We start from the raw sequence: 19,396 nt of genomic DNA on the forward strand, positions 1-19,396 counted from the left end.
TAACTGACTAGTCAGTAGATAGCGTAGCCACCATACGGCGCAGTGGCAAGTGGGCTGCCATCAAGCCGGCCTGCGCATTTCAGCCGCCGCTGGCCGTCGGCGCGTGCTGACAATGGAGAAGACAATGACCAAGCAGATCCGGCTTAACGCGTTCAACATGGCGACACCGGGTTCTCAGGCCTCCTCGCTGTGGCACTATCCCGGCAATCGCGTCGGCGACTACAACACGCTGGGTTACTGGAAGGATCTCTGCAAGATCCTCGAGCGCGGCCTGTTCGATACGCTGTTCCTAGCCGATGTCCTTGGTACCTATGATGTCTATGGCGGCAATCCCGATGCCGCGCTGCGCCGCGCCGTCTCCGTACCGATCCTTGATCCCGTGCAATTGATTCCGGCGCTGGCGGACAACACCACCAACCTCGGGTTCGGTGTGACCTGCACGCTGACTTATGAGCCGCCGCATGTTTTTGCCCGCCGCATGTCGACGCTGGATCATCTGACCAACGGCCGAGTCGGCTGGAATATCGTGACAGGCTTTTTGCAGAGCGCCGGCAAGGCGGCCGGTCACGGCGCAATCCCGGGCCATGACAGGCGCTACGACATTGCCGAGGAATACATGGAAGTCGTGTACCGCCTGTGGGAAGGCAGCTGGGAGGACGACGCCGCGTCTCGCGATGTCGCGCGCGGCTGGTTCAGCGATCCCGCCAAGGTGCACAAGGTCAAATTCGAGGGCGAGTTCTTCAGCACCGACACCATTCATTTGTGCGAGCCGTCGCTGCAGCGGACGCCGGTGCTCTACCAGGCCGGCGCCTCCGGCCGCGGCCGCGCTTTCGCGGGAAAGCACGCGGAAGGTATCTTCACCGGCGGTCCGTCGAAGAAAGTGATCGGCGACCAGGTCAAAAAGATTCGCGCCGAATGCGTCGCGGCCGGGCGGCCTCGCGATGCGATCAAGATCTATACGCTAGCGACCGCCGTCGTCGCCGAGACCGAGCAAGAAGCCTTCCGCAAATATGACGACTATCGCCGCAATGTTCAGCACGAAGGCGCGCTGGCGCATCTTTCGGGCCTCACCGGCATCGACCTTTCGAAATACGGCCTCGATGAAATCCTGACCCACATCCAGACCGATGCGATGCGGTCGGCGGTCGAATCCTTCACGTCGGCCGATCCGGATCGGCTCTGGACCATACGCGAACTAGCGGAGCATCAGAGCATCGGCGGCCGTGGGCCGGTCTTTATTGGCTCACCCGCGCAGGTCGCCGACCAGATGATGGAGTGGGTCGACGACACCGACATCGATGGCTTCAATCTGGCCTACGTCGTTGCTCACGACACTTATGAGGATTTTGTGAATCTGGCCGTTCCGGAACTGCAGCGGCGCGGCGTCTATCATACCGAATACACGCCCGGAACACTGCGCGAAAAACTGTCGCAGACAGGACAGCCGCGCCTCGTCGCTCCGCATCCCGGCGCCGGCTTTAGATATGCCGAAGCTGTTTGAACAAGTGCGAGCAGGACGGAACAGCGGGGGCCGACATGATGAGTACCGCGACCAAATTGTCCGAGATTGCGCCGCCACTCAGCAAGGACGCGTTCCGCGAGGGAATGTCGCGGCTCGGTGCGGCTGTAAATATCATCACGACGGATGGCCCGGCGGGGCGCGCGGGCTTCACGGCGTCGACGGTCTGCAGCGTCACGGATTCTCCGCCGACGTTGCTGGTCTGCCTCAATCGTTCATCATCGGTTTATGACAGGTTCGCCGATAACGATGCGCTTTGTGTCAATACGCTCAAGCCGGATCACGAACAGCTGTCCCGGTTGTTTGGCGGAAAGACCGCGATGGATGAACGGTTCGCCGCGGCGACCTGGAGTGTCGGCACTTCTGGCGCGCCTGTGCTGGAGGGCGCCACTGTTTCATTTGATTGCAGGATCGCGAACAGGGCGGAGGTCGGCAGCCATACGGTCTTCTTCTGTGAAGTGCTGGCGGTCGAATGCCACCAGGTTGCCAGCGGGCTGATCTATTTTGATCGTGGCTATCATCGCGTTTGATGGTGCGATAATCGACGCGATCGGCTGTAAGTTCCATTTGACCGAAAGCTCGCCATGTCAGTTGACGGTCCGCTCCATCCCGGGGGAGATGGGCGCTGCGACAGCTTCGACGGGCAACGATGATGCTCGCGTGCTTTGCTCCCGGACGGGCATTTCCTGCGCTGCCGTTCGCCATATTATTGTCCCGTGAAGGAACAGATTGGGCAAAGTGATGGCTCGCGGTTCACGACGGCCGGGCGTCTCTGGCCGCTGCCTTTTGGACGGCAATCTGCCCGGCTTCCGGTGCAGTGGCGGACGACGAGCCGTTCTGGCCGGGATTGAGGAGCAAGCCGTGTCGTCGCGACTGGCCCGAAGATTGCTTGGAATTCTGATGGAATGGAGACTAACCAGACAGTTAGTGCGTTTGCCGGTGGGACGAGATCGTCCAGCGTTGAACGGGTTCTGCTGCTCGTGATTGGAACATAGTTGGAGATTGGCCGATGCACGTCGATAAGAAATCCAGCGCCCGATCAGGAGCGTTAACGCGCCGCGCCTTGCTGGGCACGATGGCGGCGTTACCGCTTGTTGGCCGCTCCCGATTTGCGCGTGCGCAGGCTGCAGATGGATTGTCCGTGCGCGTCGATTTTGCGCCCTGGGGCGTGCATGCGGCGTTGCATCTCGCGCAGGCCAAGGGATGGCTGAAAGAAGATAACCTTGCCGTCGATATTCAGGATGGCACGGGTACGCTGAGCACCATCAATCTGGTCGCGGCCGGTAAGGTCGACGTCGGCTTCGTGCAATTGGGCCCGATGGCGATCGCACGAGCGAGTGGGTTGCCGATTAAATCGTTCGCGGGCTACCTTCGCAAGGGCGACCTTGCGGTCATGGTGGATGCGGCAAAGGGGCCGAAGACGGCCAAGGAGCTGGCCGGCAAGAAGATCGTCTGCTTCGCCAACAGCCCGTGGGCGCCGTTCGTCGATCAATACATCAAGAATCTGGGTCTCGAAAAAGGCAGCGGCGCCGGGCAGGTAAATGTCGTAATGGTGTCTCCGGCTGCGATGGTATCGACCTACGCCAGCGGTGGCGCGGACGGCTTCATGTCGCTGCAGGAATTTGGCGAGCCGCTGGTGATGGGGGTGCGGCCAGCGCGCTCGTTTCTCGCGGCCGATGTCGGAATTGCCTTTCCAAGCTACGGCCTGATTGCCACTGATGACAGCCTGGCCAGGCGTGCGGACGCGATGCGGCGGTTGTCGGCGAACCAGACGCGTGCATGGACTTATATTTTTGAGAGTTCTTCCCATCTCGACGAAGCGGTTGCCGCGATGATGGCCCAGCGCGCCGATAAGCAGCTCAATGCCGAAGTGATCAAAGCGCAGCTTGTCCTGAGCAAGGATTTTCTCAGCACGCCGAACACAGCGGGCAAGCCGATCGGCTGGCAGGCCGAAGCGGACTGGAAGCTCGCGGTCAAATCGATGTCTGAGGCCTCTCTGCTCAAGGCTGAAGCCAGGATCGAGGATTTCTACACCAACGATTTCATCACGTCGTGACATCAATGCAGGCCAGCTCTGAAACCGTGGCGGACGGACGGTCTGCGACATCCAAGCCCTATGTCAGGGTGTCTGCGGTGAGCAAGTCTTATGATCACGGTGAGAATCCCGCTCTCGTTCTCAGGGATGTCACCCTGAACGTCGCGCCGGGCGAGTTTATCAGCATTGTGGGACCGTCCGGCTGCGGCAAGAGCACCTTGCTCAAGTGCATCGCCGGGCTGCAGCCAGTGACCTCCGGGCGGATCATGGTCAAGGACGAGCATGTCCTTACGCCTCCGGACAATATGGCGATCGTGTTTCAACGCGACGTGCTGCTGGATTGGCGCACCGTGCTCGACAACGTCCTGCTGATGGCTGAATTCAAGGGATTGAGACGCAAGGATTACGAAGCCCGGGCTACCCAGCTGCTGACCGCCTATGGCCTGGGCGACTTCCTTCATCGCTACCCTTGGGAACTCTCGGGCGGGATGCGGCAACGGGCGGCGATCTGCCGCGCGCTTGTCGTTGACCCGGAGTTGCTGTTGATGGATGAGCCGTTCGGCGCGCTCGATGCGATGACGCGCGATGATCTGAACGTCGAGCTGGAGCGCCTGTGGTACGCCACGCGCAAGACCCTTCTGTTCATCACGCACGGCATCGACGAGGCGGTCTATCTTGCGGATCGCGTGGTGGTGATGGCAAGAAATCCGGGGCGTATTGCCGAAATCATCGATATCGACATTCCCCGGCCGCGCCCTCTCAGCGTCCGGCAGACGCCACAGTTCGGCAAATACACCAGCGAAATTCGCCGGCTGTTCGCATCGCTCGGCGTGGTGAGATCGGAATAGACCCATGAGGTGGTGGAAACAAAGCGAATACGGGCGGACGGTGGCGTTCGTTCTGTTGCTGGTGGTCGGGCTGTGGGAACTTGCCGTCCGGATGTTCGGCATCAGGGCGTTCCTGCTTCCGCCGCCCTCATCGATCGCCGTGGAGATTTTCAACAATCCCGGGTTCTACGGCTACCAGTCGCTCTACACGATCTACATCACAGCGATGGGATTCGCCCTCGCGATTATTTTCGGCATCGGCTTGGCGATTGCGATCGTGTCGTCCAAACTGCTGGATCGCGTGCTTTATACCTTGCTGATTGCCTCCAATTCCGTACCCAAGGTGGCGCTGGCGCCGATTTTCGTGATCTGGCTCGGCACGGGCGGCGAACCCAAGGTGGCGATCGCCGCCCTGATCGCGGTATTCCCGATCGTGATCAACACCACGCTCGGGTTGCGCGCGGTCGATCCCGACATGATCGATCTTGCGCGCTCCGCACGGGCACCCAATCACGACGTGATGCTGAAGATACGTTTGCCCAACGCGTTGCCGAGCATATTCGCCGGCGCCAAGGTCGGCATTTCGTTTGCGCTGATCGGCGCGATTGTCGGCGAGTTCGTGGCGGGCGAACGTGGCCTTGGCTACGTGATTCTGACGAGTCAGGCGACCTTCAACAGTCCCCGAGCTTTTGCCGCCATCATTCTTTTGAGCGTCATCGGCACGGTCATGTTTTTCATTGTCGAGCTTTGCGAACGCTGGCTGCTGCCCTGGCACGTCTCCCAGCGCAGCGCAAAGGCGGCGCATTAGGCGGCCGTGGATGTGTTGAAAAGTCGGCGGTGATCTTCGACATGGCTGCGCGAGATCACGAAGCAAGGATAAAAAAACCGATTTACGCCGCTTCGTCGCGCAGATGATACCAGCGATAGAGCATCCGCTGCCCGATACGCCGAAACGGCGCGAACGGATGCCCGGGCAGTGGCGAATTGAAGATCGGCAGATCTTGCCCCCTGAATGCCTGTCCGGCGATCATCTGCGCCATGCGGCGGCCGGCTTGCGCCGAATAGGAAACGCCATTGCCACCATATCCGAGAGCATAGAACAGGTTCTGCTTCGGGTCTGGACGGAATATGCGGGGCATCATGTCATGGCTGACGTCGACCCATCCCCACCACGAATAATCGATCTCGATGCCCTGCAGCGCCGGAAACTTGCGATGCAATCCGTCGACCAATAGGCGGAAGTGTCGGTCATGGCTGGCGTCGGCGCCGGTAATGGCGCTGCGGCTACCGATCTGCACGCGATTATCGGGGAGCAGGCGATAGTAGAAACGAAGCGTTCTTGTGTCGGTAATGACTTGCGTGGTGCGGAAACCGGTCGCCCCCAACTCTGCCGTCGTCAGCGGACGGGTGACGAGGGAGTTGGAGAGGATGGGCATGCATCGGCCATGCAAAACGGGCGTCAATCCCAGCGAGGTGTACGCGCCTGTCGCAATACCGACCGCGCGCGCCTTGACCGTGCCGCCGGGCGTGCGCAGGAAAAACGCACCATTGCGCTGTTCGATCTGCTGGACGGGGCTCCCCGGGTGCACGCGGGCGCCGAGATCTCTGGCCATGCGTTGATAACCGAATGCGAGCTTTGCCGGATGAACGCCCGTGCCGAGCGGCTCGTGAACCGCGCCGACGGCTTCCGCCTCGTCGACGAATTCGCGGCGCAGCTCCGCAAGCGGCACCACGCGTGACGAATAACCAAAGACGTCATTGAGAATTTTCGATTCGGCGGCGATCCTCTCGAGACTGCGCCGGCGGTGCGCGATGTAGAGATGACCGCCACGCTGCGGCTCGCAATCGATCGGGCTTGAGCGAACCAGGTCTTCGAACGTCTCGAAGCCGTCCGTGATCTCAGCATGCATGCGGCGCGCCGTATCCAGGCCCCAACGCTCGATCCATTGCGAGCGGGACAATCGGCCGGAGGCGTTTTGCGCCTGGCCGCCGTTCCGGGTGCTGCATCCCCAGGCGACGCGATTGGCTTCAAGGACCGTGGCCTTGATGCCGAACTCGCGGGCCAGAAAGATTGCACAGGCCAGGCCCGTATAGCCGGAGCCGACGATCGCGACGTCTGTGTCCATGTCATGGACGATCGGCCCGTCCGATCCCGGCGGCGTTCCTGCGCTCGCAATCCAATAGGTCGGCGCGTAATCCCGATTCCGGCCGGGGCTATCCGAAACCAATGGATCGTAATGGGGATCATACGCCGCGATCGGGGCGGCCGGATGCATGTTCATCGCGCAGCGGTGTCCACTGCGCGAAGCGCCGGCTGCAGCGGCCGGTCCTTACGGAAGGCGCTCTTGGAACAGATCTTCTCACCGCGAAACACGAAGAGATCGCACCCTTCGGCCTCAATGCGCTGTCCGTCTTTGGTGGTGGCGCGAAAAATCCACTCTGAAATGCCGCGATCGCCGAACACCTCGTGACGGGTACACTGCCAACTTACGTCGGGCATGTTGGTCCATGTAGCTTCGAACACCGCGCGAACCGTATCAGTACCGGATAGCCGACGGCCGCAAATCTCGGGACCGGCGGCGGCATCGAAGACGATGTCATTGGTCATGCAGGCCATGACGGCCGCAACATCATGATGGTTGAAGGCGACGAACAGGTTTTCGAGAAGGCGAAGCCGGATAGTATCGAGAGTGGACATGTCGAGTTCCTGCTGGCCAAGGATCGCGTCAGGGCTTGCCGCTTTGAGGCTCACTCGCAGATTGCCACGCGCTAAAGGGCGCCCTTAGAACCAGATCGGTCGATCTCTGTGACCAGAATTGGCCCGATGTTCCGGGCAGACTGGACCTTCGCTTCGCATCCGTTTCGCGCCATGTGGCAATGATGGATATGTCGGCGCGCTCCAATTTTTCATTGGGAAAAAGACTGTCGTGTTCGAGATGCATTGACGAATTGGCATGCAATATCTCGCCACGACATTAAATCAATTCGCCGCCTCGGCGTCGCTGACGCCGGGCGTCGTCCTGGCCACGGCGTTTTCAATTATGGCCGCTGCTTTGCTGCGCGGGTTCACCGGGTTCGGCTTTGCGCTGGCAGCGGTTCCGCTGCTGGGCCTGTTCATGGCGCCTTCGCAATCCGTTCCGATCGCGCTTGGCTTGCAGTTTCTCGGCGGAATGATCGACTTTCGGCAGGCCTCCAAGGATTGTCATTGGCCGTCGCTGCGATGGTTGATCGTCGGCGCCGTAGCCGGATCCCCGGTCGGCGCGCTGGTGCTGAGCGTCGTGCCGGCGTCCATCGCGCGCATCGTGATTGCCACGATCACCACCGGCGCTGTGCTGATGCTCAACGGCGGGTTTCGGTTGGCCAACATTCCGTCACGGCCGATCACGACGCTGGTTGGCCTGGCCGCCGGCCTTTTCAATGGCCTCGCGGCGATGCCAAGCCCGCCGGTTGTTGTCTATTACGCGTCGGGGCCGTTCGGCCGTGTGGCCGCGCGCGCTTCCTTGCTGGTGTTTTTTCTCGCCACTTCGATCGCGGCGCTGGTGAGCGTCGCGTTGGTTGGCTTGCTCGATCTGCGATCTCTCATGCTGGCGCTGCTCGGCCTTCCGATCATGCTGACGGGCACCTGGATCGGTGAAATGGCTTTCCGGCGTGGTAGCGATACACTGCACCGCCAGGTCTCGATTGCGAGCCTCGGTTTGGTTGCGCTCGGCAGCGCCATCAAGGGAATCAGCGAATTGATGTAACGCGCGTCAACTTCGTGCCAGCACCGATCCCAGTCGTTCGATTCCAGGTTCGATCCGATCGGTTCGGATCGACGAGAAGCCGAGCCGGAAGCAATGGCGGGTGGCCGTCTCTTCCATCGAGAAGACATCGCCCGGCTCGATCACCACGCCTTCGGTGCGCGCGGCGTGGGCAAGTTTGGTCGTGTCGGTGTCGGCTGGGCAGGAAATCCAGTAATTGGTGCTGCCAGCTCCGCGTGACCAGGTGCAACTCGGCAGGAACCGGGGCAGAAGCCGATCAAGCAGCTTGGCGCGTTCCAATAGCACCCGGGCGACCTGCTGCAGATGCGACCGGTAGTGGCCGAGGCCAATGAAAAGCGCGGCCACGCGCTGATTGTTCAGCGGCGGATGACGCAGCATGAGACGCCGCAACGCCCGAAGTTCGCGAATGACCGGAGCCGGCGCCACCACATAACCAAGCCTGAGACCCGGCGCCAGCGCCTTGGACAGGCTGCCAACATAGAGCACGCTCTGGTCGCGATCGAGGCTCATCAGCGGCGGCAATTCGCTGCCTTCGGCAATGAGTTCGCTTTCATAATCATCCTCGATCAGCACGATATCACGCGCCTTCGCGATCTTGAGGATCTCCACGCGGCGGTCGAGCGGCATCGCCACCGCTGTCGGGCACTGATGGCTGGCGGTGACGTAAGCCAGCTTGCATCGCGCGAAGGCGTCGTCGGGAACCAAGCCCTGATCATCGGTTCGCAGTGGCACGACGTTTGGCGTCAGCATGCCAAAGATATTGCGGGCGTCCGGATAGCCTGGATCTTCCATGCCGACATGCGTCGTCGGATGTACGAACAGCTTTGCAATCAGATAAAGCGCGTGCTGGGCGCCGATCGTCATCATGATTTCATCCGACCGGGCGCGGATACCCCGGCGCGGAAGCACCTGCCGCTGCAATTGCTCGATCAGGGCGGGATCGTCGCCATCGATCATATCCCGGGCCCAATTGTTGATTTCCGGCACGCTCAGCGCGGCCCGCGCGCTTTCACGCCAATTATTGGTCGGGAACAGGGTTGGATCGAACTGGCCGAAAATGAACGGGTAGGGATAGTTTTGCCAGTCGAGCGGTTTGACGATGTTGCGAAAGGTCGACGGCCTTAACGCAAAGCGCTCGTTCCAACGGCTGCAGCCGATTTCGGCGACCGCCGGGCCGTTGCCTTGCGGCGTCCCGATCTGTTTCGGCAGGCCGGCGACGAAATATCCGCTACGCTCCCGCGAAACCAGAAAGTTCTGGTCTACCAGTTGCTCATAAGCGATGACGATCGTGTTCCGCGACACCTTGAGAAGCGAGGCGAGGTCGCGGCTCGAGGGCATCCGGACGCCGAGCGGCAGACGGCCATCCTCAATCGCCGTCACGATCATCTGCCGGATTTGTAGCTGCAGGAAAGAGCCGGCCCGATCCAGACCCTGGAACAAGGAGCCCCAGAACAGGAAATCGTTCAGCGGAACGATAATCGTCGCTCCGGCCGCTTCAGATCGACGCAATGGCGCGAATTTTCCCATCTCTAACCCGTGCATAACTTCGCGACCAGTTGACCCGCAGCCGCGGGAAAAGTGAAGCAAAAACCGCGCCATAGGGTGGGTGTCGATAAGGGCAGGTGGCATGGGCTGGCCCCATTTGTGCATGGCATCTGGCGCTGGTCTGGACCTTCCCGGCACATCAGGCTCAAAGTATCGAGCTTGGGAGTTCAAAAGTGAGCCAGGACACCGTGGTCTTTTCGGCCCGCAGGATCGTGACGATGAATCCGTCGCGTCCGTTTGCGACCCACGTCGCCGTGCGCGACGGACGCATCTTAGCAGTCGGAAGTCAGGCCGAGCTTGCGGCGCTGACCGCGGGCGCCAAGCCTGATGATCGCTTCAGGGATAAAATCCTGCTTCCCGGCTTTGTCGAAGGACATAGCCACATCATGGAAGGCATGATGTGGTCGCTGCCTTACGTCGGGGCCGGCGATCGCCGGTCGCCCGAGGGCAAGCTGGTCGGTGGCGTTCGCGATATCGACGCCATCATCGCAAGGCTCAAGAAGGCTGAGGCTGCGCTTGAAGACGCAAACACGCCGCTGTTTGCCTGGGGATTTGATCCACTGCATATCGGCGGCCATATGCTCACGCGGCAGGATCTGGATCGCGTTTCGAAAACGCGGCCGATCATGGTGATTCACGCGAGCTTTCATATCAGTAACGTCAACACCATCGTGCTCGAGCGCGCCGAATTGCTTCGTGCGACGGACATTTCCGGTGTCGTGGCAGGCAAGGACGGATTGGCGAGCGGAGAGTTACAAGGCATAGCCGCCCGTTTCCGCGTTTTCCGGTCGCTCGGCGGCAACCCGCTGTCGGGAAATCTCACCTCCGCGGATGTGAACCGCTATGCCGCTTCCGCTTGCGTGCAAGGCGTGACCACGATTACCGATCTGCACAATGATCTCGTCGACCATACGATTGAGCTCTATCAGGCGGTCACCAGGCAGCCGGAATTCGGCGTCAGACTTGTGCCGGCGCTGGCTTCGGTCTCGAATCCGCCTGAACAGGCGATCACAAAGATCGCGAAGTTGCGTGAAAGCAACAACGACAAGCTGCATTACGGCATCGTCAAGCTCGTGGTCGACGGGTCGATCCAGGGCTTCACCGCGCGGTTGCGTTGGCCGGGCTATCACAATGGCGCGGCGAACGGCCTATGGTATATTGCGCCGGAAGAACTGCCGCGCATCGTTGACATCTATCACAAGGCGGGCATTCAGCTGCACATCCACACCAACGGCGATGAGGCGACCGAATTGGCGCTTGATGCGATCGAAGCCGCCCAGACAGCCAGCCCGCGGCCGGATCATCGCCACACCCTGCAGCACTGCCAGATGGCCGATGCGGCATTGTTCCGCCGCATGAAGGCGCTCGGCGTCTGTGCCAATCTGTTCTCAAACCATTTGTATTACTGGGGCGATGCACATTACGAGCTGACGATGGGTCCCGAACGCGCCGCGCGCCTGGACGCGACCGGTACCGCGCAGCGGATCGGCGTGCCGTTCGCGATTCACTCCGATGCGCCGGTGACGCCGCTCGGACCGCTGTTCACGGCCTGGTGCGCCGTCAACCGGATTTCGTCGTCGGGCCGCAAGCTCGGTCATGACACAGAGGCGCTCACGGTCGAGCAGGCTCTGGCGGCGATTACGATCGGGGCGGCCTACACGTTGAAGCTCGACGGGATGGTCGGCAGTATCGAGTGCGGCAAGTACGCCGATTTCGCCGTTCTGGACGATGATCCGCTGGCGGTTGCTCCGGACAGACTGAAGGATATCGGCGTCTGGGGAACGGTGGTTGGCGGACAAGTCAAACAGGCGCCAAGCGCATGATGGCAGTCGCACCCACTCCTGTGACGGTCATCGGCGGCTTTCTTGGTGCTGGCAAGACGACTTTTCTCAATCGCCTGCTGGCGGCCGGCACCACCCGCTATGCGGTGCTCGTGAACGATTTCGGCGAGATCAATGTGGACGCTACCCTGATCGAACGCCACGATGGCACCACCATGTCGCTGACCAATGGCTGCGTCTGTTGCAGCATCGGCTCCGGCTTTCTGGAAACGCTCGGACGGCTGTTGGATGGCGACGAGCGCTTTGACCGTATCGTGATCGAAGCGAGCGGCGTGGGCGATCCCTGGCGGATCGCGGAAATCGCGCTGATCGAGCCGGAATTGCGGCTCGACGGGGTCATCGTCATCGCCGACGCGAGCAGGATTACGCGGCTCGTCGACGATCTTCGTGTCGGTGATACCGTTCGCAACCAATTCGCCAGATGCAATGTGGTTCTGCTCAGCAAGAGCGATCTTGTCGACGAGACAGACCTGGACGCCGCCCGACGAGCCGTCCTGTCAGTCAGACCGGATGCGCGCATCGAGATCCTCGCACGCGAGACCATGCCGGACCTGTCCTTGCTGGGAAACCGGAGAGTGTCAGCTTTTAGGGCCGACGGCGTTGAAGATGACGCTCCGGATCACGAAGAGAATTTTCGACGTTGGGCCTATCGGCGGGATGGCGCGTTCGACCGAGGCCGGCTGGCCGCAGCAATCAAACAGTTCCCGCCGGAGCTTTTACGGCTCAAAGGAGCGTGCCGCATAGCAGACGAGGCTCAGCCTCTGGTTTTTCAGATGGTCTCCAGCGACTGGTCGTTATCGCCGGTCGATCGCGATCAAGAGGCCGGCCTGGGATCGATCGCTCTCGTGGGGGTTGGGACACGCGACCTACCGCCCGACGCCGAGCTTGAGGCAATTCTTGACGGCGCCCTTGCACGACCCGCACGCGCATGAGCGCGACGGAACGATTATCTGTTCAATGGCGCCGCAGAAGCGCCAGATCACACACAATCAACGACGAAAGCGGGATATAGCCATGTCGATCAAAACCTATCTTTTGCTAGGGGCCATCGGTCTTCTTTCGGTCTTCGCGACGCCTCAAAGCTCGATTGCACAGACGGCCGGGAACAACACCCTGGTCATCGCGACCACTCAGGTGCCACGTCATTTCAATGGCGCGGTTCAATCGGGTCTGGCTACCGCGATGCCGAGCGCGCAGATTTTCGCCAGTCCCCTGCGTTACGACGAGAACTGGAATCCGCAGCCTTATCTCGCGCAATCCTGGGAAGTGGCGCCGGACGGCCTGTCCGTCACCTTGCATCTGGTCAAGAACGCCGTGTTTCACGACGGTCAGCCCGTGACGTCGGAGGACGTTGCCTTCTCGATCATGGCGATCAAGGCGAACCATCCATTCCAGACCATGCTGGAGGCGGTCAACAAGGTTGATACGCCTGATCCCTTCACGGCCATCATCCGCTTGTCACATCCCAATCCGGCTTTGTTGCTGGCGATGTCGCCGGCCTTGATGCCGATCCTGCCGAAGCATGTCTATGGCGATGGTCAGGACCTGAAGACCCATCCGGCAAATCTGAAGCCGGTCGGATCCGGGCCGTTCAAGCTGACGGAATACAAGCAGGGCGAATACTATACTCTCGAGAAATTCGACAAATTCTTCATCCCCGGTCGGCCCAAGCTGGACAAGATCGTGGTTCGGATCGTGTCCGACCAGAATGCCGCGATCGTTTCGCTGGAGCGCGGCGATGTGAATGCGCTGCCATTCGTCACCGGTGTGCGCGATATCGATCGGCTGCAAAAGGCGCCAAACGTCGTTGTCACCGACAAAGGCTTTGCGGGGGTGGGGCCGCTGAACTGGCTGGCCTTCAACACCAAGAAAAAGCCGCTCGACGATGTACGGGTTCGTCAGGCCATCGCCTATGCGGCGAACCGCGACTTCATCATCAACAAGCTGATGGGCGGCAAGGCGACGCCCGCCACCGGTCCGATCGCGCCGGGATCGCCGCTCGACGAGAATGCGGTCGAGACCTACAAAGTCGATTACGCCAAGGCGGCGGAGCTGCTGGACGCGGCCGGCTATCCGAAGGGCGCCGACGGCTCGCGCTTCTCGTTGACCATCGACTATATTCCTGGCGCCGACGAGCAACAACGCAACGTCGCCGAATATCTCCGATCTCAGCTGAAGCGTGTCGGCATCAATCTCGAAGTCAGGGCCGCACCGGATTTCCCGACCTGGGCGCAACGCGTGTCCAACTACGATTTCGACCTGACGATGGATACCGTATTCAACTGGGGCGATCCGGTGATCGGTGTCAACAGGACTTATCTGAGCTCGAATATCCGCAAGGGCATCATCTGGTCCAACACCCAGCAATACAGCAATCCGAAGGTGGACGAATTGCTGCAAGCGGCCGCCGTGGAAACGTCGCCCGAGAAGCGAAAGGCGCTGTACTCGGAGTTCCAGAAGATCGTGGTGACGGATGTGCCAATCTACTTCATCAACGCCACGCCATACTACAATGCCTTCAGCAAGGGGCTGGCGGGGCTTCCGACCTCGATCTGGGGCGTGATGTCACCGCTGGATGAAATCTACTGGGAAACGCCGCCCAAGACCTGAAGTTTCGCGGGAGGGTCGGTCACATCATGGCTTTCGCCGCTCATCTTGCCCGGCAGATCGTGAACGCCGTTGCGCTGTTGCTGGCGGTTCTGGTGTTGAACTTCTGCCTGATTCATCTGGCACCGGGCGATCCGGTGCAGGTCATTGCGGGCGAGATGGGCGGAGCGTCGGCTGATGTCGTGGCAGCGCTCCGGGCCAAGTATGGGCTCGATCACAGCCTGGTCGAACAGCTCTTCACCTATCTGGGCAACATCCTGCATGGTGATTTCGGCTACTCCTATTATTTCAACGAACCGGTGCTCGGGCTGATTGCGCAGCGATTGCCCGCCACGCTCTATCTCACGTTCAGCGCCTTGATCACCGCGGTGGTCATTGGAACCTTGCTAGGTGTGACCAGCGCCCGCCGCCCGAACGGAATTTTCAGCCATGCGGTCACGATCTTTTCGCTGGCGGGATATGCCGCGCCGATCTTCTGGACCGGCCTGATGTTGCTACTTCTGTTCGGCTCGGTCTGGCCGATTTTCCCCGTGGTCGGAATGACCGACGTCGTGCACCCGAAACTGGGATTCGCTTATGTCGCCGACGTCGTGCGCCATCTCGTGTTGCCGTCGCTGACACTCGCGCTGGTGTTCATTGCTCAGTACAGCCGGTTGGCACGGGTCAACATGATCGATGCCCTGTCCGCCGACTACGTCCGAACCGCGCGCGCCAAGGGGTTGCCCGAATGGGTGGTGATCGGAAAACACGCTTTGCGCAACACGCTGATCCCGATTGCGACCGTCGTCGGGCTTCAGTTCGGCAATCTGTTCGCCGGAGCGGTCCTGGTCGAGACCGTGTACAGTTGGCCCGGAATGGGACGCTTGGTGTTCGATTCGATTCTGCGGCGCGACTATCCGACATTGCTGGCCGTGCTGTTCTTTTCCGCCATGATGGTGATGATTGCCAATATCGTGACCGACATCGTCTACCGCCTGATTGATCCGCGCATCCGGACGGGGCGATGATGACCACCCTCGATACATCGACGCCTCTCGCCATCGAAACCGTTGATCTGCCGGCACGACCGGCCGCTTCGCCCGGGCGCGTAGCGCTGCGTCAGTTCTTGCGCAGCCCGTCCGGCGTCATCGGAGCCTGCCTGCTGCTCCTTCTCATTCTTGGAACGGCCATCGGTCCGATGCTGTACCCAGTCGATCCGCTGGATCTTGTCGGAGCTCCGTTTACAGCGCCATCCGCCGACGCTTGGCTCGGCACAGACTATCTCGGCCGAGATGTGATGGCTGGATTGATTTACGGTGGACGTGCGACCCTGACCGTGGGCGCCGTCGCGGCGCTGATCACAATCGCCATCGGACTGAGCGTCGGTGCGCTCAGCGGTTTCTTCGGCGGAGCCATCGACACAGCATTGGTGAAGGTGACCGAATTTTTCCAGATCCTGCCGCCCTTGTTGTTTGCGATGGTGCTTGTGACGCTGTTCGGACAAAAGCTGACGACGATTACGCTGGCGATCGGAGCCGTAAGCTGGACGTCGGCAGCCCGGCTCACCAGGGCCGAGTTCATGCGGTTGCGGAATCTGGATTTTGTCAAGGCGGCGCGGGCGGCCGGCGCCGGCGACACGCATCTGATCCTGCGGGTGTTGCTGCCGAATGCTCTTCCTCCCGTCATCGTGTCGGCGACGCTGGCCATCGGTGTCGCTATCCTGTTCGAAGGCGGCTTGAGCTTTCTTGGACTCGGCGATCCCAACACCATGAGCTGGGGGCTGATGCTCGGGCAGAATCGCAATTATGTGCTCGACGCCTGGTGGGCGGTGACATTTCCAGGTGCCGCAATCTTTCTTGCCGTGCTTGCGATCAGCCTGGTCGGTGACGGTGTCAACGATGCCGTCAATCCGCGCCTGCGCCGGAGGACGTGATGAGCGCATTGCTTCAGGTCGAAAATCTCAACGTCAGCATGCGTAACGGTGCGGGCGCGCTGGTGCCGGTGATCGAGAACCTGTCGTTCTCCGTGCAGCCGGGACGAACGATGGCCATCGTTGGTGAATCCGGCTGCGGCAAAAGCATGACGGCGCTCGCGATCATGCGGCTGCTGCCCGAGGATTTCGTCGTGACTGGCGGCCGCATCCTGCTGGAAGGTGAGGATATCCTGCCGTTGTCGCCAAAGCGGATGCGCGCGCTGCGCGGCAATGGAATGTCGATGATTTTCCAGGAGCCGATGACCGCGCTCAATCCGCTGTTCACGGTTGGCGATCAGATCGCCGAAGTTCTGCGCTGGCATAAAGAACTCGGCGCTGGCGAAGCGCATGAACAGGCGATCTTGCTCCTTCGCGCGGTCCAGATCCCTGCGCCGGAGCAGCGGGTGAACGCCTATCCGCATCAACTCTCCGGCGGCATGCGCCAGCGCGTGATGATCGCCATGGCGCTTGCTGGCAGGCCGAAACTGCTGATCGCCGACGAGCCGACGACGGCGCTCGACGTCACCGTTCAGGCGCAAATCTTCGATTTGCTGGCTGAGTTGCAGGAGAAGACCAAAACCGCCGTGTTGCTGATCACCCACGATCTCGGCGCGGTTGCGGAGCTCGCCGACGATGTTCTGGTGCTCTATGCGGGCCGCTGTATTGAATCGGGCGATTCCACCAGCGTGGTGGACCGTCCGCGTCATCCCTACACCCGAGGGCTGCTCGCTTGCGTCCCCCATCTCAAGCTAGGCTGGCGGCCACCAGGGGCCTGGTCAGACCTTGAGGAGATCGCCGGAATGGTGCCGCCGCTTGGTGCGCGCGGTCCGGATTGTGCCTTTTTGACAAGATGCAGCAGTGCGAGAGATGTTTGCAGATCTCGCCCGCAACCCGCACTGGAGCCGATCGGGCCCGGCCACGCCGTCTCATGCTGGCGAAAGTCGGAGATCGCCGCGTGACGGGGCTTCGGGCGGTTCAATCGAGTGACGCGCCGGATTTCATTCTGGAGGTCAACGATCTCGTCGTTCACTTCGAAGCAGGAAAGAAGTCGTTCCAAAAGCCGTCATTTGTGCATGCGGTCGATGGCGTCAGTTTCCGCGTCAGGCGCGGGACGACGTTCGGCATTGTAGGAGAGAGCGGTTCGGGCAAGTCGACGACGGCGCAGGCTGTCACCCGGCTGGTCTCTGCGACCTCCGGACAGATCGTCTTTCGCGGCAGTAACATCGCGCAGCTTGCTGGCAAGCCGCTGCGCGAAGTGCGCAAGCGCCTGCAGATCGTGTTTCAGGATCCTTTCTCCGCATTGAATCCGAGAAGGCGCGCGGGCGATCAAATTCGCGAGCCGCTTGATCTGTTGCAGATCGGCACGAGCAGCGAACGCGAAGAACGGGTGCGCCGGCTGCTCGGTGAGGTCGGGCTTCCGCCACAGGCAGCGGATCTATTTCCTCACCAGTTTTCCGGAGGCCAGCGGCAGCGGCTTTGCATCGCGCGTGCGCTGGCGCCTGAGCCTGATTTGATTGTCTGCGACGAGGCCGTCTCCGCGCTCGATGTCGCGATCCAGGCACAGATCCTCAATCTGCTGAAGCGGCTGCAGCGCGAGCGCAACCTGACCTACATTTTCATCTCCCACGATCTCGGCGTCATCCAGCAATTCTGCGATGAGATCGCGGTGATGTATCTTGGAAAGATCGTCGAACAAGCGCCGGCGGCGAATATCTTCATTGAACCGCGCCATCCCTATACCTGGTCTCTGATCGCGGCGGCGACACCGCCAGGTCCGATGCGAGACGTGTTAAAGCAACGCTATTTGGTCAAGGGAGATCCGCCGAGCCCGGTCGATCCCGCGCCGGGCTGCCGGTTCGCGCAGCGCTGTCCGTCCGCAATTGAAAAGTGCCGCAATGTTCTGCCGCAACTCGATTCAGTTGGCGTAAATCATTACGTGGCCTGTCATCGGATCGCCGAACTTTCGCCGCCCATATTCACCCCTTAGCCGCGATGACAGGCCCGGCAGTCGACGTACGCGCCGATCCGATGCTGATCCAGTATCTCACACCCCGGCGGGCCATTTGAGTTTCCCACAATCTGGCGTAAGGTCGCTTTAATCTCACGATTAAACGGTCCATGTAAGGCTTATGAGTTTCAACGAAAATAGCGGTGCTCCGTGGCGCGTAGGCATCCTTTTCTCCCAGACGGGAGTTACTTCCACCGTTGAACAATCTCAGTTGAATGCTACATTGCTCGCCATCGACGAGATTAATTCCAGCGGAGGCGTGCTCGATCGCATGGTGCAGCCGGTCATCTACGATCCGGCGTCCGATCCAAAGCAGTTTCGCAGCCTCGCCGAGCGGTTGTTCCAGGTTGACCGTATCCGGCTCTTGTTCGGCTGCTACATGTCGAGCACGCGCAAAGCTGTCCTGCCGGTTGTCGAAAGCCATCGCGGGTTGCTCTTTTATCCGACACTCTATGAAGGTTTCGAATATTCCCGGCACTGTATCTACACCGGTGCGGCGCCCAATCAGAACTCCCTGCAACTGGCAAAATTCCTGCTGTCGACCTACGGCAATCGCTTTCTGCTGGTCGGATCCAACTATATCTATCCCTACGAGTCCAATCGCCTGATGGCCGATTTCGTGGTGCAGGCCCGTGGCAAGGTTCTCGACGAAATCTACGTCCCGCTCGAATCCGGTCCGCGGGATTTCGAGAAGGTCATCGCGAGAATCAAGAAAACCTCTCCCGACGTCATCTTCTCGACCGTGGTGGGTCGGGGCACCTCGGTTTTCTATGAGGCCTATAGGAGTGCAGGCTTCGATCCGGGCAAGATGCCGATCGCGAGCCTGACGACCAGCGAGGCCGAAGTCGCGGAGATGCATCGCGAGGCGGCTGAAGGTCATATCACGGCCGCGCCGTTCTTTGAGACCTCGTCGTCAGCCTCCGCTCGTCGCTTCGTGGAAAGCTTCAAACGCAAATACGGTCCGGATGCGCCGGTACCGGCGGCTGCAGAAGCTGCCTATTTTCAGGTTCATCTGGCGATGCGCGCGCTCGCGCGCTGCGGGTCGGACGATCCCGAAAGAGTGTTGAAGGAGCTGCGCGATTCTGAATGCGACGCTCCGCAAGGCCGGGTCAGGATCGACCCGGAAAACAATCACACGTATCTGTGGCCGCGGATCGCGCGCCTGGACAAGTTCGGGCGATTCCAGACCGTCTGGAATCCTGGCGTCCGGATCAAGCCGGATCCTTACTGCGTCGTACAGAGCCTTGACGATTGGTCGGCTGACGACCTCCAGACGGTCAACCACTGAGGTTCTGAGCGCGG

Annotated in this window: 17 protein-coding genes; 14 read left to right on the forward strand and 3 right to left on the reverse strand. The window is 60.7% G+C overall.

The window, feature by feature from the left end:
* The first annotated feature begins 124 nt into the window (after positions 1 to 124).
* The 5 genes from BLV09_RS33585 (at position 125) to BLV09_RS33605 (ending at position 5,189) form a co-directional block, all read left to right on the forward strand.
* Complete coding sequence (locus BLV09_RS33585) at positions 125 to 1,501, forward strand: LLM class flavin-dependent oxidoreductase (RefSeq protein WP_100387543.1); 1,377 nt, start codon at positions 125 to 127, stop codon at positions 1,499 to 1,501.
* Positions 1,502 to 1,536: 35 nt separating this feature from the next.
* A complete protein-coding gene (locus BLV09_RS33590) occupies positions 1,537 to 2,049 on the forward strand; it encodes a flavin reductase (RefSeq protein WP_210188865.1) in 513 nt (170 codons plus the stop codon).
* A 479-nt stretch (positions 2,050 to 2,528) separates the two neighbouring features.
* On the forward strand, positions 2,529 to 3,575 hold the full coding sequence (locus tag BLV09_RS33595) for an ABC transporter substrate-binding protein (RefSeq protein ID WP_174556579.1): 1,047 nt from the start codon (positions 2,529 to 2,531) through the stop codon (positions 3,573 to 3,575).
* Positions 3,576 to 3,580: 5 nt separating this feature from the next.
* Positions 3,581 to 4,402 carry an ABC transporter ATP-binding protein gene (locus BLV09_RS33600; protein WP_146690479.1) on the forward strand — a complete coding sequence of 274 codons (822 nt, stop codon included), beginning with the start codon at positions 3,581 to 3,583 and terminating at the stop codon, positions 4,400 to 4,402.
* 4 nt (positions 4,403 to 4,406) lie between these two features.
* Complete coding sequence (locus BLV09_RS33605) at positions 4,407 to 5,189, forward strand: ABC transporter permease (protein WP_100386468.1); 783 nt, start codon at positions 4,407 to 4,409, stop codon at positions 5,187 to 5,189.
* Between the two features lie 82 nt (positions 5,190 to 5,271).
* On the opposite strand, the gene BLV09_RS33610 is transcribed toward BLV09_RS33605, so the two are convergent.
* Positions 5,272 to 6,663: an NAD(P)/FAD-dependent oxidoreductase gene (locus BLV09_RS33610; protein WP_146690480.1), complete on the reverse strand. Its 1,392-nt coding sequence runs from the start codon at positions 6,661 to 6,663 to the stop codon at positions 5,272 to 5,274.
* On the reverse strand, positions 6,660 to 7,079 hold the full coding sequence (locus BLV09_RS33615) for a nuclear transport factor 2 family protein (RefSeq protein ID WP_146690481.1): 420 nt from the start codon (positions 7,077 to 7,079) through the stop codon (positions 6,660 to 6,662). Before BLV09_RS33615 ends, BLV09_RS33610 begins: the two co-directional genes overlap by 4 nt.
* A 256-nt stretch (positions 7,080 to 7,335) precedes the next feature.
* Between BLV09_RS33615 and BLV09_RS33620 the strand changes: the two genes are divergently transcribed.
* Positions 7,336 to 8,124, forward strand: coding sequence for a sulfite exporter TauE/SafE family protein (locus BLV09_RS33620; protein ID WP_146690482.1), 789 nt, complete (start codon positions 7,336 to 7,338; stop codon positions 8,122 to 8,124).
* 6 nt (positions 8,125 to 8,130) lie between these two features.
* On the opposite strand, the gene BLV09_RS33625 is transcribed toward BLV09_RS33620, so the two are convergent.
* Positions 8,131 to 9,669, reverse strand: a complete 1,539-nt coding sequence (locus BLV09_RS33625; RefSeq protein WP_146690483.1) for a PLP-dependent aminotransferase family protein — start codon at positions 9,667 to 9,669, stop codon at positions 8,131 to 8,133.
* A 191-nt stretch (positions 9,670 to 9,860) separates the two neighbouring features.
* Between BLV09_RS33625 and BLV09_RS33630 the strand changes: the two genes are divergently transcribed.
* From BLV09_RS33630 to BLV09_RS33665, 8 genes are all read left to right on the forward strand, one after another.
* A complete protein-coding gene (locus BLV09_RS33630) occupies positions 9,861 to 11,510 on the forward strand; it encodes an amidohydrolase (protein WP_146690484.1) in 1,650 nt (549 codons plus the stop codon).
* A complete protein-coding gene (locus tag BLV09_RS33635; RefSeq protein ID WP_146690485.1) occupies positions 11,507 to 12,460 on the forward strand; it encodes a CobW family GTP-binding protein in 954 nt (317 codons plus the stop codon). Before BLV09_RS33630 ends, BLV09_RS33635 begins: the two co-directional genes overlap by 4 nt.
* Positions 12,461 to 12,542: 82 nt before the next feature.
* The gene (locus BLV09_RS33640) at positions 12,543 to 14,138 is read left to right on the forward strand and encodes an ABC transporter substrate-binding protein (RefSeq protein WP_146690486.1); all 1,596 of its coding nucleotides are present in this window, start codon (positions 12,543 to 12,545) and stop codon (positions 14,136 to 14,138) included.
* Between the two features lie 26 nt (positions 14,139 to 14,164).
* Positions 14,165 to 15,142 (forward strand): ABC transporter permease, encoded by a 978-nt coding sequence (locus BLV09_RS33645; RefSeq protein ID WP_146690487.1) that lies wholly within the window; start codon positions 14,165 to 14,167, stop codon positions 15,140 to 15,142.
* Entirely contained in the window at positions 15,142 to 16,047 is a 906-nt protein-coding gene (locus BLV09_RS33650; RefSeq protein ID WP_146691412.1) for an ABC transporter permease, read from the forward strand. Before BLV09_RS33645 ends, BLV09_RS33650 begins: the two co-directional genes overlap by 1 nt.
* Entirely contained in the window at positions 16,047 to 17,045 is a 999-nt protein-coding gene (locus BLV09_RS33655) for an ABC transporter ATP-binding protein (protein WP_146690488.1), read from the forward strand. Before BLV09_RS33650 ends, BLV09_RS33655 begins: the two co-directional genes overlap by 1 nt.
* Positions 17,042 to 18,073, forward strand: coding sequence for an ABC transporter ATP-binding protein (locus BLV09_RS33660; protein WP_244548878.1), 1,032 nt, complete (start codon positions 17,042 to 17,044; stop codon positions 18,071 to 18,073). Before BLV09_RS33655 ends, BLV09_RS33660 begins: the two co-directional genes overlap by 4 nt.
* Before the next feature lie 142 nt (positions 18,074 to 18,215).
* On the forward strand, positions 18,216 to 19,382 hold the full coding sequence (locus tag BLV09_RS33665; RefSeq protein WP_146690490.1) for a transporter substrate-binding domain-containing protein: 1,167 nt from the start codon (positions 18,216 to 18,218) through the stop codon (positions 19,380 to 19,382).
* Positions 19,383 to 19,396: the final 14 nt, after the last annotated feature.

Origin of the sequence: Bradyrhizobium canariense (genome assembly GCF_900105125.1) — a bacterium.
Classification (GTDB): domain Bacteria; phylum Pseudomonadota; class Alphaproteobacteria; order Rhizobiales; family Xanthobacteraceae; genus Bradyrhizobium; species Bradyrhizobium canariense_A.